This window comes from Dyadobacter luticola, from assembly GCF_005860805.1.
Lineage (GTDB): Bacteria > Bacteroidota > Bacteroidia > Cytophagales > Spirosomataceae > Dyadobacter > Dyadobacter luticola.
Map to the genome: position 1 here is coordinate 496,580 of NZ_VCEJ01000004.1, position 13,111 is coordinate 509,690.

The following is a 13,111-nucleotide window of genomic DNA, read 5'->3' on the forward strand; positions in this document are numbered from 1 at the left end:
ATTTGCGGCAATAAATTTAGAATCGGAAAAAAGAAAAATTTGTAGAAATGACAGCACAACCTAAATATCATTGTTTGTTTTCGTATTCCGCATTCAACTCACTCAACACCAACATCTGCAACTCCGCCTGCGGCAGCAAAAGCTGGTACTCAGCCACACCAATCGGTTTATTAATGTCCTGCAAAGCAATCTCAACATCTAAATGATCTTTATCGGCACAAAGAATAATGCCGATCGAAGGATTTTCGCTCTCGCTTTTTTCCAGAAGGTCGAGTAAGGAGAGGTAGAGATTCATTTTACCTACATATTCCGCTTTGAAACTGCCAATTTTCAATTCAATCGCCACCAGTGAACGCAGGCCTCTGTGGAAGAAAAGCATGTCTACGAAATATTCCTTGCCATTGTATTCAAGCCGGTATTGATTGCCTATAAATGAAAACCCTTTCCCTAACTCTAATACGAAAGCCCTGATTTTGGCTATAAGCCTATTTTCCAATTCCAGCTCTTTTACGGGTTCCGTAATACCCAGAAAACCTAGGTTATAAGAGCTTTTAAATACTTCATTGGCATAATCGGCCCTTATTTCGGGTAAAGTACTGCTAAAATTGTGCGTTTTCGATTGAGCTATTGAATGGCCATAACGATCCATTTTGATAGCATTAAGCAATAAATCTCTTGACCAACTTTTTTCTATGGTTTGCTGTGCGTAATACAGGCGGGCGCTTTTGTCTTTTACCTTCTCCATGAGTAAAATATTGTGGCCCCAAGGCAATTTTGCAACAAGTTGCTGCAAAATTACACTCGACTCAGTTTTAATGGATTCCAATTTTGCAACGGGCTGTTGCAAAATTAAACTTTCGGGATATTCTTGTGCGAAGCGTAACATATAGCCCAGGTTGCGCTCCGAAAAACCTTTGAGGTTCGTAAACTCGTTCCGCAAATCTATTGCCAAGCGAGGAATTACCTTTGCCGACCAGCCTTCCTGCTTTTGGCGTTCGGCTATCATCTTACCCGTTTGCCAATACAACAATATCAATTCGGTGTTTACGGCAAGTACGGCACGTAACCGAGCTTGCTGTATGGCGGTTTTTATATCGCCTAACAATGATTGGTATTTCTCTATTTCTTTGCTCATTAAGATTCCGTTCGCGATCCAGCCAAATTTAGCTTTTTTACCAGTTACAATACAAAAACCTCCCCCCAACCGCCATCTTCGCCATCTCCCGGCCGAAACCCTAAGCATAATATGTAACCTTTGTTTTATTACATTACGGCTTGAATTGAAGCTTGTTTATTATTAAACATATACGCAAATGGGCACGTTGCTGGTGTTTCTGGTCGTTTTTCTTCCCATGGGATGGCTATTGTGGCGAATGCTGCGATACACCCGTGATACCATCGGCACGAATTCCCCTCTGAAAGTGCAACGAATTTACTACACAACGTTCCAGTCGATTTTCCTAAGGATCGATTGCCTATTTGCGTTAATGTGTGCTTTCATAGGTATTATTATTATAAACGCTGCTCTCTTTTCAACCTTCTCGGGGCCTGATCCACTGATTGGCCGAACGATTCTGTTCGTCATCTCATTCGTATTTCTTTGCATCGCGGCGGTCATTTTAGTTGTTGACCTGAATCATTGGCCTTATGCTCGTGGTGTAGTGATTACAACTTTTCCGGATGAACATGAACTGGACATACAGCTTCCTGGCAGAACTTTACGCATAAAAGAAGGCGACATTCACAAAATCAGTATCTATCATAACAATGGCAAGTTGCTGCTGGGGTTCACTCAATTTCACCTTAAAAACGGCGACAGCTTTCTGCTTTCTTTTAGAACGGAAGGTCTGGGGGTAATACAAGAATATTTCAAAGGCATACCTGTCGAAGAATTTGTACGGCATGTTCCTTTGATACGGAATACTTTAAACGTCAAAAATCCTGAGCATGAAGTCCTGGTTAGTGACAATCGGCATGGCTGGGTAACCTATTTCATCGCATTTCTTTTAGGCATTTTCTTCGTCGCAATGACTTACATGATGTACAAGGATGCGAAATGGCAGGATGACATGTCGACGCATTCACCGGTTGTTTGTATGAAAATCACATACAGAGAAAGGGGGGCGGGAACAGTAAAATATCCGGATAAAGTATACGGGGAATATCTGGGAAAGACTTATCATTTTGATATGGGCAGAAAGTACTTCCGAAAGCTATCAGGTGTTGACACCATCGCAGTTTATTTTGACCAGGCTACTGGCCGGGCATTTCTACCTACATCCGGGCAAGTCAAGCATTATACGGGTCTCTACCTGCTTATCGGGGGCGTTGGTTTGTTGTTTATTGGAGGAAGTACGTGGGAGATTATTAAGATTGTGAAGAAACGTAACCGGAAAGCAAGCAAATCTTTTAGCTAGGAAGCTCTATACAAAACTCAAACGTCCGCCATAACCTTCAATCGGACATGAAGGTCTTGAAAATTCAGAATGTTAACGATTCTCCATCCAGGCCAGAAACGACGGCGCTTTTTCTTTATTAATCAGCAATTGATCAGGCGTTTCTATAACCAGCTTGACGTACAGTTTTCGCATGAAATAATGTTCGATTTCCTTGATCGCTGAAAAGTTGACCAGATACTGCCGGTTCATCCGGAAAAATTGCTTCTGACTCACCGACGCCGCGATCTGATCGAGGGATTGGCTCAGTGAAAACTCCTGTCCATCGAAACACATAATCATCGAAGTCTCATTTCTAATGTAGAAAAAGGCGATCTGTGCGGTTTGGACCGTTGTGTATTTTTGGTGTTTAAATACTAAAAAACTGGTTTTATCGGCCTGGGGTGCCATCCTGCTCAGTAATTCGGTCAGGTCGGGAATTGCCTTTTGCTGGAAAAAATTTTTCAGGTCGTCGACTTTGCCGAGTGCGCCCGCAATGTCATCTTTCGAGAATGGTTTCAGCACGTAATCCACGCCATTCCGCTTGAAAGCTTCCAGGGAATATTCGTCAAAAGCGGTACAGAAAATGACCGGACAATCAATCTCCACCGATTTGAAAATCTCAAAACTTAGCCCGTCCGCCAGCTGAATGTCCATAAAAATCAGGTCTGGCTGCGATCCCGACGAAAGTGCTTCAACCGATTCTTCGACGCTCTGATAGGGACCGGCGATTTTGGCTGCCGGACGCAATTGCAGGATGATGTTTTCAAGAGATCTGGCTGTTTTCAGCTCGTCCTCAATGATTGCGATGTTCATAAATGATAGGAAGTCTAACCTGAAAAAGGTCTTGGCCGTTGATTACCTCCACCTGTTTGTGTAATAAATGACTGTATTTGAGCTCAATGTTTTTCAAGCCCACACCCAGAGAATCCTCCTGGTTCTTTTTGGGCTGGACCTGATTTTCAACAACAATGCTTTCTCCTTCCATGAAAATCCGGATCTGCAAAGGCCGGTTGAGGGACACAATGTTGTGTTTGAGACAGTTTTCAACCAATAATTGCAAGGTAAATGGAGGGATTAATGTATCTGAAACGGCATCATCAAGCTTATTTTGGAAAACAAATCCATCTTCAAACCTGGCTTTTTGCAAAAAAAGATACGCATTCAGAATATCCATTTCTACTTTCAAAGGAATCAGATCCAGCTTGCGGCTTTCCAACGTATAGCGATAAAAGTTAGCGAGCTTTAATATAAAATCAACCGACTGCTGGTCGCCGGTTTCGACCATTGCTTTGAGGGTATTAAGGCTATTAAACAGAAAATGCGGGTTCACCTGTTGTTTCAAAAGGTCATATTGCGCACTCAGATTATCGTTCCGAAACCGTTCCAGTTCCATACTCACATGCTGGTTTTCATAATTCTGTTGCAGCATATTCAGGAACATATAAAACACAAGGTTGATCAAAATCCCGCGCACCTCTACCATCAGCATGGCAGGGCCGAAATCAATGTGCGAAAGGATAAGCTGCTGAATGTAAGCCAGGCCAAACATCAGGACAAGACCAAATGCCAGGGAGTTGAGCAATTTGGCATAGGATATTTTCTGCCCCTGCGACCGATTGCTTTTTTGCGAAACCATGTAAATATTGAAATACCACATAATCACCGCAAATGCAGCTGTAATGCCCGCATTCACAGCCGCCTCCAAAGGCACAAATTTGTGTGAAGCCAACTGCGGCACAGAAGAAAGCAAACCGATCACGATGGAACTGGTCCAGATGATTTTGTTTGAGACTTTTAAAGGCGCTTTTGTAGCCATATCAAATCGGGCAATGTTGCGATTCCAAGCAAGCAATATTAAGGGAAAACGGCCGCCCGCTGGGAAGTGATCAATTTAATCCTTTGTTCTTTTTCTGGTTGGTCGTCGCCGGGCTGATAACCTTTCCCAGCCTGGAACTCATAGTCAAAAGCAAGTTGCGTGTCATTTCTTTGGACCACTTTCAAATGCTCTATGGAGTAAATCTCGCCATTCATATTGGTGCCATACCAGTGCGGCATGGGTTTCTGTTTCCAGGTTACCATGGTATAATGTGCGCCGTCGTTTGGTTTTAATAAAGAATCATGGGCAGTTTGCAGCGCAAGATCATTTCCATATAGCATTGAAATGGTGCCCTTTTTATTGTTAATGATGGATTTGATCACTGCCTGGTTTCCAGCATCATACAGGTAATCCGGGGCGAGCGTAGCAGTGTTGCGGTCGTCGCAGGATAGCAGTAAAAGTGCGAGCGCGCTGATGTATATTGAAATGCTGAATTTCATTTTTGATAAATTTATTTGGTTGGAATGTTGAAAACAAAGTCACTCTGAGGAGCGAACATCCGGTGACAGTTGGTGCAAGTTTGCTCAAACAGAACCGTTTTGCCTGCGGGTTTGAGATCAAGTCCATCGAATCTGGCGAATCCCCAGCCTTCGGTTTTGCTGTATTTTTTACTGTCCTTAATCATGAATTGCGCGTTTTGGAAGTTGCCGGGCAGTACATTACCATCCTTATCCTCTGCCTGCTTCCCCCAGACGACCTTTACCACCCTCGCACCGTCGGGAAAAGGAAGCTGGTGATCCTTGATGGCTTTTACCATCATGTCATTTCCATATACAACCCGCATGCTTCCGCCGTCGAATTTATCGGTAATGCTGATGATCTTCCAGTTTTTATAATCCGCAGAATAGGGAATGCCATTTAAGGCAACTGGCGTCTTAGAGGGTGCAATTTGTTGGTGTGAAGCATTTTTAGCTACAATCCGAGCTGTATCGATCTTATGTCTTCCGGGAAGCTTGTTCACATATTGTTTCAAAACTGCCAGCTCTGACGCAGACACCTTGCCACCGGTATGCGCCACCTGGTAAAGTTTCAAAGGCATTTTCTCCTGCTCAATCGCATTCACCATTTCCCAGAGCAGCAACTCCTGCACACTCGGAGGATTCTTGTCCCATTCCGAAAAATTAAACCGCGACCGTCCCTCCTTCACATCATGTGCCACGAGGAAAGACGCCGGGGCAATCTTATCAAACCATTCAACCTTCACCTCATTGGAATGGCAATCATAACAAGCCCGCTCCAATATCTGCTTCACCTCCGCAGGAACCGATATTTCGCTCGTCACCGGCGGATTCTCAATGTCAGGTGAGCTGATTTGCAGTCCCACAAAGATCAATGTCAGCACCACCGCTGCACTTTTGTAAAATGTTAAACCGGGCTTTTTCATTTCTATATAAATGTCTGATTACCAAAGCCCAAATGTCTATGTAATCACATTATCTATGAACCACAAAAGCCCTGGGTCCGACAAAGCTTACCGCGAGTCAGACATTAATACAGGTGAGTTAGACAGCGAAAAGACAAAAACCATTCACTCATTCGGCTCCACCGCGGCACTCATTCAGTCATTCAACATTAAAACCACTTGTCCAACTCGCCCCCTTAATCGTCCACTTCGAGGCAATTCTGCTATCGCTGCGCCTTTAAACGCCACAATTTTGCCTCAGAACTTAAAACAAAACGATTATGAAAACTTCAAAAATTATCTATTGGACTGGCGCAGCATTGACTTCATTATGGTTTGGTGCAAGCGGCTTTTTTGAACTGACCAAAAATCCGCTGGTGTGGGAAATCACCCGGCAACTCGGCTATCCTCCTCATTTCATTTATATTTTGGGCGTAGCCAAACTTTCCGGTGTGGCTGTACTGCTCACTCCAAACCGACTGCTGAGATTAAAAGAATGGGTTTTTGCAGGCATATTCTTCGACATTATCTTCGCCTTCTTCTCCAAAGTAGCTGTCCTTGGCTTACCCGCCACCATTGACGCAGTCATTGCCTTTATGATGGTGACCGTCACTTATGTCATGTTCAGAAAGTTGTATCCTGCTACTTACAGCAGGATTTAATTACCCTGATCTTTCATTACCTTTTCCCGGTGCTGTTTTCCCCAGCTGATCATTTCCAAAATGATCCCGCCAAATGACATGCAGTAATCTGTTTCTGTATATTCTACCAAAACAGGCGAGTCGGGGGTCACTGTGCGTTTTATCAGCTGATTGGCTTCCATATCCTTTAATTCCCGGGACAGCATTCGTGTTGTTATGCCGGGAATGCTTCTTTGAATATCACGACAGCGCCTGTTTCCATTACAGATTGAGTTGATAATCAATAGTCTCCATTTGCCGCCGATGACATACATGGTATCCTGCAATGCCTGGACTTCCTGCTTCTGGTTCCTCGGATCGGACAGGATTTCACCCGCTTTTCTGATCTGTTCTTCATTCATGATGCTGCTATCCTTCAATGTCAATCGATGCCCTGAACGTGCAAAAAAGCACAGTGATTTGCACCTGCGCTTGCTTCAAATGCTGCGCTAAGTAACCCAAATGGTCAAAGACTCATCCCGCCGTCCATGACGATTTCCGCCCCGGTAATAAAGCTCGAAGCTTCTCCTGAAAAGTAGGTCACCATTTTAGCCACATCATCGGCACTTCCGACTTTTTTCAGCGGAATGCGCTCGATCATCCCGCCGTCCAATGCCAGGCGGGCTGCTGGATCCAAACCCATTTTATTCAAAATCTCAGTCTGCGTCGGGCCGGGACTGATCGCGTTCACCCGGATCTTCCGCGGTGCCAGTTCAATCGCCGCAATTTTCATGACCGCATTTAACGCCGCTTTGCTGGAAGTATACATGAATCACTTTCTGTTGCGGTTTCAATTCCCGCACCGCCCAGCACGCCTGCGTTGATGAACAAGATGTCCAGTTTCCCAAACTGCTCGCTTACTTGTTTTGCCAGCGCTTCGATATCTGCAACTTTACTCTGATCGCTCACAAACCCAGTCACGCCTAGTTCTGCTGCTGCATCCTGAATTACATTTTCACGTCGGCCCATAATGATCACTTCTGCACCTTGCTATTTCCAACCTCCCACATATTAAACAAGCCCAGCACCAACCTTCCCGCTTCGGACAGTTGACTTTTTTCTCCTTTTACCCCACCAAATGTAAAAACCGGTGACGGGTAATGTAGAGCAGGCCAGGGCTGCAAAGAAGGAGAGGATTTTACCGAACAGACCCATGTATGCGCCCGTGTGCAAGTCGAAATTGAGTTGGTAGGCTTTGTCGCCGTTATTCAGGTTTTGAAAGGAGGTGTTGGAAAGCATTTTTCCGGAATATTGGTCAAATACGATCAGCTGGCGGTCGAAGCGGTTCCAGTCTTTTTTGTAGACCAATGTATTGATTGTGGAAGTGGCTTTGGCGGGCAATAGTACCTGGTACGCATACGCATCCGGGTAGCGAGTGGCGGTGGTTTTGAATGCCTGATCCAATCCGGAAACGGCCTTCGGCTGCAATGTGTCTGAAACCAGCAGGGCGGGCTTTTCTATATTTTTGCCGCCATTTGCGACGAAACGTACTGAATCCTGCATCCAGTCAAATGCCCAGACCAGACCCGTCAGGGAGGTTAGTAACAGAATAAGAAATGCATAGAGTCCTAGGATCTGGTGCAGGTCATAGTTGAGTCTTTTCCATTTTGCACGCCATTTAACAGTGAAATGGTTCTTAATGCTTTTGGCTGTCCACTTTTTGGGAAACCAGAGAATAAAGCCTGAAATCAACATAATGACAAAGATCAGCACCGAATATCCGACCACGTAATGCCCTACTTTTTCTCCAAATAGCATTCGCATGTGCAATGCCAGTACGAGCTGAAAAAACTCATTTTTTGAGTCTTCCACGTAAATTACTTTCCCCGAATAAGGATTAATGTATACCCGGTAATAGTATTCGAAATAGTCCCAGTGCGTCAATCCATCGGTGTTATTCTTTTGCGACCGGAACGTTACTGACCGGTCCGGCGCATTGGCCATTTCGATCCGCGTGATGATTTTGTCCTTTCCGATTGTATTTTGGGCAATGCTCAGCAGTTGGGTCAAAGGGAGCTTTTCCTTATTTTCCGGGGTAACAAAAAGACGCTCGCGGTAAACGATGGGTTTTAGCTCGTCGACAAAAACGTAGAGGCAGCCGCTGACAGCAATCAAAAACACAAAAAGCCCGGACACAAGTCCGAGCCAGAGGTGTAAAAAGCTGACCACTTTTTTGAATTTCATATTTGCTAAAACCGGTATCCTACGGTAAGGTTAAATCTGCGCCCGTTCCCTCTCCGGTAATCAATGGCCGTGCCGTAAAACTGGGCAATAGCCGGGTAGTAAATTGTATTAAGCAAGTTTTCAATACCTAAATCAGCTTTCAGGTTTTCCGTGATTTTGTACCCCAAAGACAAATTGAATGTATTATAAGATTCGATAGGACCTTCCCCGATCGGATAAACACCTTTTTCGTTAGGTGCAAACCGGTCGCGCTTGCCCACATACAGCCAGTTCAGGTCTGCATTGAAACGGGCTTTGTTGTACCTGGCGTAAGCCGCGATTTTCGCCGGTGTAATACGGTTTGAGTTCAGATATTTATCGGTTGGACCATTGAAATTACCGTCGCCGTCCTTATCCCCTTTGCCTTCCACGAAAGCATAGTTACCTCCCAAAACGAAGTTGTTGGTGACCTGATAATCCACCTGAAATTCGTAACCCCAAACCCGCTCAGGCAACCGTTCCGCCACGTATTTACCATCCACGAGCAGTAAATTGGAACCCAGTTTTGATGTGCTGTAATAATAGGCAGCCGACACATTCAATGGTCCCAGTGCACTGCTGAAACCGACTTCGTAATTGTTTACGATGATCGGCTCGGTTTGCAGACCAGCCACCGTATTCTCGTTTGCAGCCCTTAATATCCGGCCCAGATCAAAAATCGAGAATGATTGTGAATAGCTGACGAATGGATTAAACCGCTTGAATTTGGAATAACGAAGTCCTGCATTGAACACAAAAGCATTGTAATCCAGCTTTCCGCCTGTCACATTAATGCTTCCTGCACCATCGGGACCCGTGGCCAGCGTGGCGTAATCGGCAATGTCCATTTTGATATTTTCAGCACGCAGGCCTGTTTTAAGGTTCAGGTAATCAAACCATTGCGTCGTAAGCTGGGCATAGGGCGCCAGGTTATTCATATTGATGCGCGGCACCCAAGAGCGGCCGTCCACCAGGTTCTGCTCCGTCTTATCATTCAATATATCCACACCATAAGTGACGTCTCCCGACAGTTTGGACGAAACAGTAAAGGGTGTGTTTAGATTAAGCCTGAAACCTTTTTTAGTAGAAATAATGGCGGATTGTCCGCTGCCAAAAAATGATTCTGAATTGGAATAAACCGTCCAGAAATCCTGCAAATACACATTGGCAGTCAGAGAAGTCCGGCCCACGATATTTTTATTGGTATACTGAATATTGGCATTGTGGTTGTAGCGGGTCCCTTCGTCAATTCCTTTCCGGGTTCCCCACACGCCGATCGCGGGAGATTCTCTGTAAACACCGGCTTTGGCCACGTAAGCAGAATGCTGGTTGGAGCTGTAATAATTATACATCGCCTCAATGCGCTGGGAACCAGTGAAATTGTAACCCACCTTGGCGAATGCATTGTATATCTTGGTTTCGCCCAATCCGTAATCAGGAGATATCACCAGCCCTTTCGGATCTCTATATACGCCGGTTTTTTCATACATTCCGCTTACGACGTAATCGAACTTAGCCACCCGTCCGTAAAGCTGCTGCGACGCACGGAAACCCAGCGTGCTATCTCCACGGGTATTGCCTGTAAGGCTCAACTGACTGTATCCACCGATTTTCCGGTCCGTCTTTGGAATTTTCGTGATGTAGTTCATCAGTCCGCCGTCGGCACCGTTTCCGTAAATCGCCGTGGCACCTTTGATCACCTCCACCCGCTCGATCACCGAAGGATCAATCGAGCGGATATCCCGCCCGCCGGCCCTGAGCGGCGTGGATTGCGGTATGCCATCAATCAGCACCAGCAGGTTACGACCGCGCAAGGTTTGTCCCGAGTTGCCGGTTTGATTGGTAGAAGCGCCCAAACCCGGAACCGAAAACGCCAGAATGTTGGCAATGTTGGGGCTTATGGTTGAGAGTGCACCAATTTCCTTCGCATTAACAACCGTTACAGATGACGGCGTTTCTGCCAACGACTCCACCCTGCGTCCTGCGGAAACAATCACTTCATCGAGCTGGGAAGAACTTTCTTTGAGTTCAAAGTCGAGGTTTTGTTCCGAGCCAGCTTCAAGTGTAATGTCCTTATCCTGAATTGTATATCCAATAAAAGAGGCTCTGATCGAAACATTTCCTTTGGGCAAATTGCCAAGCCGGTAACTTCCGTCACCATTTGCGGTGGTGCCAATATTAGTCCCTTTCACCATGACGGAAGCAAACGGGACAGGCTGTTTATGATTATCCAAAACAATCCCCCGTATTACCCCGGAATCAGATTGGGCGTAAGCGAGGTGGACGGAAAAAATGGAAGCGATAAAGAATAGTAGGGAGTGTAATTTTACTTTCATCAAGCAAACGTTTAATTTTCTGCAAAAGTAAAATTATTTATACTAATTAAAAATAATATTGCGCTTTGTCTCTGGCGACCTGGACGCGCTGCTCATCTCTGAGAGGTGTGACGGGATTTGGATATACAGCATCCTGCGGAGCGTTCACGTGCTACAATAAAAAAGGACTGTCGCCGACAGTCCTCAATTTCTAAGCTTTCGCCCCCATTTTTTCGAGGCCTTCCCAAAGTACCTTCAAGTCGAACAATGCTGATTTTTCACGCTGATCAAACGGGATATCCGAGTAATAAAGCGCCAGATCGTGGATTGTTTTGAGCGATTGTGCCAGCTCCTTGCAGCCCTGACATTCGATCAGGTACCAAAATTCTGCTTGCGATTGCGTCAACGGGTCGCCGACATTTGATGCGTGACGTGCATCGGACGTTGCGTTGACTGGGTTTGCATTCGAGCCGATTCCTTCTTCATTCGTTAAAGTTTGCATTTGACCATGAAAAAAAGAGTGAGAAATAAGGAGAGGTCACCGCAAACTTTAACGAATGAAACTACATCGGTCAGGTCTCGGGACTTGCACCCGTATGCCTCTCCAGGACCATTTTGGTCTGACATTAGAAAATAGTTTCATGAAAAATTTATTAAAGTTTGCGAGGCAAATATAGGGGAAATTTTGGATGGGAGGTGGGGGAATGAATAAACGGTAAAAAGCTGCCGTTCGGTAAATGGAGCGAGTAAATAGGGACCATCACAAACTTGAAAGTTTAGGTCAGAACCATTTTCCTGACGTCAGGAAAATGGTCAATATGCATTAACTATATACCAACTGAATCACTATAAAACATGCTATGAAGACAGAAGACATTACATTACTTTTCAAGGGATTTGAAAATGCGGCCTCGGAGATCGAAAGGTGACCAGGCACTTTTCCGCCACTCGACCCAGCTATTGAAACGAAAAATGAATATCCCTGAAAACCGTCCGGTCGCCGATTTTCTTCCAACTATCAGCTTGAAAGCGAAAGATCTAGCGGCTGAGATGACAAGCATTAATGTTCAAACCAGAGATCTCAAAGGTATACCGCCAATCGAAAAAGAGCATATAGATAATAACCTGGCAGTGGGGGAAATGCTAATTGAGAGAGGTATTAAACCCGAAGAACTACCTCCGGCTGACGATGTTAAGAAAGTTCAGCGGAGCTTGATAGTGAGGAAAAGAAAGTATTGAGAGGTACGAAAAGGAGTAAAAAATAAAGCTTTCAACCACACGGATCAACTCTCGCCAGTGGTGAGAGAATTACATTGCAGACCTTTCGCTTATACTACTATTTGACTTAGAAATTGATTTTACAAAACCATTTTCCTGACGTCAGGAAAATGGTTTCTAAAAAAGACACTATGGCGACTCAAACAATAAAAAAGGATAGCCCAAGACAAGAGCCTGCGTTTGCTTCTGGGTATACGAATGCCAAAGTAGCAAGTCATGTATCCGTCTCTAAGTCCTTCGTAATGCCTGATTTGTTCTTAGAACAGGCAGAAGATATGGCTAGGTTTTTGGATAAAAACCCGGTTCCAGAGAGAGGTTAGCAGGCCACTGCGCTAATAGCTTCCAGCCAATAATCATTTTTTTGTTAAGGTCTTAACCGAAATCAGGCCGCAGAATTCACAATCCGCACAGGTATTTTTTGCTTCTCCGCTGAATACAACGCTATCACCATTTGCAATTTTATGTTGAGCTAAAAGCGTTTGAAAAGTTGAGTCATTGCAAACCGTTAATCCAGTTGCATAGTAACCTTGCAATCTGTAAACCGCAGGCTGTTTAGAAGTGTCAACTTCTATTTTTCCGGATATCGTATTGATCACTGCCTCTGCGTCGCTATCGCAACCACATTGAGCTCGTTGTGGCTCTTTGTTTTCTTTGCATGCTAACAAGCTCAGGCAGGAAAGGCAGACAAGGAAAAGTATTTTTATGGACGATCGCATGGAAAAATAGTCTATGATGTTGATAATTGTTTAGTATCGTTGAGGTTTGACATAAATTGATGGAGAACTTGAATAGGTGTGATAGTTCAGCCGCCAAACTGTTAAAGTAATTTCATCCGTCCAAACAACCCGGATATTTTAAACATCCTGGAACAAAACAAAGCCTACCCACTTGTTCTCGGATCGCAGGCGGCAAAACCCCGC

General features: G+C 44.8%; 16 protein-coding genes. 4 read left to right on the forward strand and 12 right to left on the reverse strand.

Features of this window, described 5'->3' with window-relative positions; translation table 11 throughout:
- Positions 1-67: 67 nt before the first annotated feature.
- Complete coding sequence (locus FEN17_RS12760; RefSeq protein WP_138365740.1) at positions 68-1,135, reverse strand: PDDEXK nuclease domain-containing protein; 1,068 nt, start codon at positions 1,133-1,135, stop codon at positions 68-70.
- Between the two features lie 178 nt (positions 1,136-1,313).
- Between FEN17_RS12760 and FEN17_RS12765 the strand changes: the two genes are divergently transcribed.
- A complete protein-coding gene (locus FEN17_RS12765) occupies positions 1,314-2,417 on the forward strand; it encodes a hypothetical protein (protein ID WP_138365741.1) in 1,104 nt (367 codons plus the stop codon).
- 72 nt (positions 2,418-2,489) lie between these two features.
- On the opposite strand, the gene FEN17_RS12770 is transcribed toward FEN17_RS12765, so the two are convergent.
- The 4 genes from FEN17_RS12770 to FEN17_RS12785 are packed head-to-tail and all read right to left on the reverse strand — an operon-like array spanning position 2,490 to position 5,698.
- The gene (locus FEN17_RS12770) at positions 2,490-3,251 is read right to left on the reverse strand and encodes a LytR/AlgR family response regulator transcription factor (protein WP_138365742.1); all 762 of its coding nucleotides are present in this window, start codon (positions 3,249-3,251) and stop codon (positions 2,490-2,492) included.
- On the reverse strand, positions 3,232-4,254 hold the full coding sequence (locus FEN17_RS12775) for a sensor histidine kinase (RefSeq protein ID WP_138365743.1): 1,023 nt from the start codon (positions 4,252-4,254) through the stop codon (positions 3,232-3,234). The genes FEN17_RS12770 and FEN17_RS12775 overlap by 20 nt, the downstream gene beginning before the upstream one ends.
- Before the next feature lie 38 nt (positions 4,255-4,292).
- A complete protein-coding gene (locus FEN17_RS12780; RefSeq protein WP_138365744.1) occupies positions 4,293-4,754 on the reverse strand; it encodes a hypothetical protein in 462 nt (153 codons plus the stop codon).
- A gap of 11 nt (positions 4,755-4,765) precedes the next feature.
- Positions 4,766-5,698 (reverse strand): heme-binding domain-containing protein, encoded by a 933-nt coding sequence (locus FEN17_RS12785; RefSeq protein WP_138365745.1) that lies wholly within the window; start codon positions 5,696-5,698, stop codon positions 4,766-4,768.
- Positions 5,699-5,997: 299 nt separating this feature from the next.
- On the opposite strand from FEN17_RS12785, the gene FEN17_RS12790 reads away from it, so the two are divergent.
- A complete protein-coding gene (locus FEN17_RS12790; RefSeq protein WP_138365746.1) occupies positions 5,998-6,378 on the forward strand; it encodes a DoxX family protein in 381 nt (126 codons plus the stop codon).
- Here the strand turns inward: FEN17_RS12790 and FEN17_RS12795 are convergent.
- The 6 genes from FEN17_RS12795 to FEN17_RS12815 all read right to left on the reverse strand — a co-directional run bounded on the left by FEN17_RS12795 (position 6,375) and on the right by FEN17_RS12815 (position 11,415).
- A complete protein-coding gene (locus tag FEN17_RS12795) occupies positions 6,375-6,758 on the reverse strand; it encodes a winged helix-turn-helix transcriptional regulator (RefSeq protein ID WP_138365747.1) in 384 nt (127 codons plus the stop codon). The genes FEN17_RS12790 and FEN17_RS12795 overlap by 4 nt on opposite strands.
- A 104-nt stretch (positions 6,759-6,862) precedes the next feature.
- A complete protein-coding gene (locus tag FEN17_RS27765; RefSeq protein ID WP_205748151.1) occupies positions 6,863-7,165 on the reverse strand; it encodes an SDR family oxidoreductase in 303 nt (100 codons plus the stop codon).
- Complete coding sequence (locus FEN17_RS27770; RefSeq protein ID WP_205748152.1) at positions 7,138-7,365, reverse strand: SDR family NAD(P)-dependent oxidoreductase; 228 nt, start codon at positions 7,363-7,365, stop codon at positions 7,138-7,140. The genes FEN17_RS27765 and FEN17_RS27770 overlap by 28 nt, the downstream gene beginning before the upstream one ends.
- A 42-nt stretch (positions 7,366-7,407) precedes the next feature.
- Positions 7,408-8,580 carry a PepSY-associated TM helix domain-containing protein gene (locus tag FEN17_RS12805; RefSeq protein WP_138365748.1) on the reverse strand — a complete coding sequence of 391 codons (1,173 nt, stop codon included), beginning with the start codon at positions 8,578-8,580 and terminating at the stop codon, positions 7,408-7,410.
- A 5-nt stretch (positions 8,581-8,585) separates the two neighbouring features.
- A complete protein-coding gene (locus FEN17_RS12810) occupies positions 8,586-10,934 on the reverse strand; it encodes a TonB-dependent receptor (protein WP_138365749.1) in 2,349 nt (782 codons plus the stop codon).
- A gap of 190 nt (positions 10,935-11,124) precedes the next feature.
- Positions 11,125-11,415, reverse strand: coding sequence for a hypothetical protein (locus FEN17_RS12815; protein ID WP_138365750.1), 291 nt, complete (start codon positions 11,413-11,415; stop codon positions 11,125-11,127).
- 470 nt (positions 11,416-11,885) lie between these two features.
- Between FEN17_RS12815 and FEN17_RS12820 the strand changes: the two genes are divergently transcribed.
- Both FEN17_RS12820 and FEN17_RS27495 read left to right on the forward strand, forming a co-directional pair.
- Positions 11,886-12,152, forward strand: coding sequence for a hypothetical protein (locus FEN17_RS12820; RefSeq protein ID WP_205748153.1), 267 nt, complete (start codon positions 11,886-11,888; stop codon positions 12,150-12,152).
- A 113-nt stretch (positions 12,153-12,265) separates the two neighbouring features.
- Entirely contained in the window at positions 12,266-12,511 is a 246-nt protein-coding gene (locus tag FEN17_RS27495) for a hypothetical protein (protein WP_205748154.1), read from the forward strand.
- A gap of 33 nt (positions 12,512-12,544) precedes the next feature.
- Here the strand turns inward: FEN17_RS27495 and FEN17_RS12825 are convergent, their stop codons facing one another.
- Positions 12,545-12,907 (reverse strand): hypothetical protein, encoded by a 363-nt coding sequence (locus FEN17_RS12825; protein WP_138365751.1) that lies wholly within the window; start codon positions 12,905-12,907, stop codon positions 12,545-12,547.
- Between the last annotated feature and the right edge of the window lie 204 nt (positions 12,908-13,111).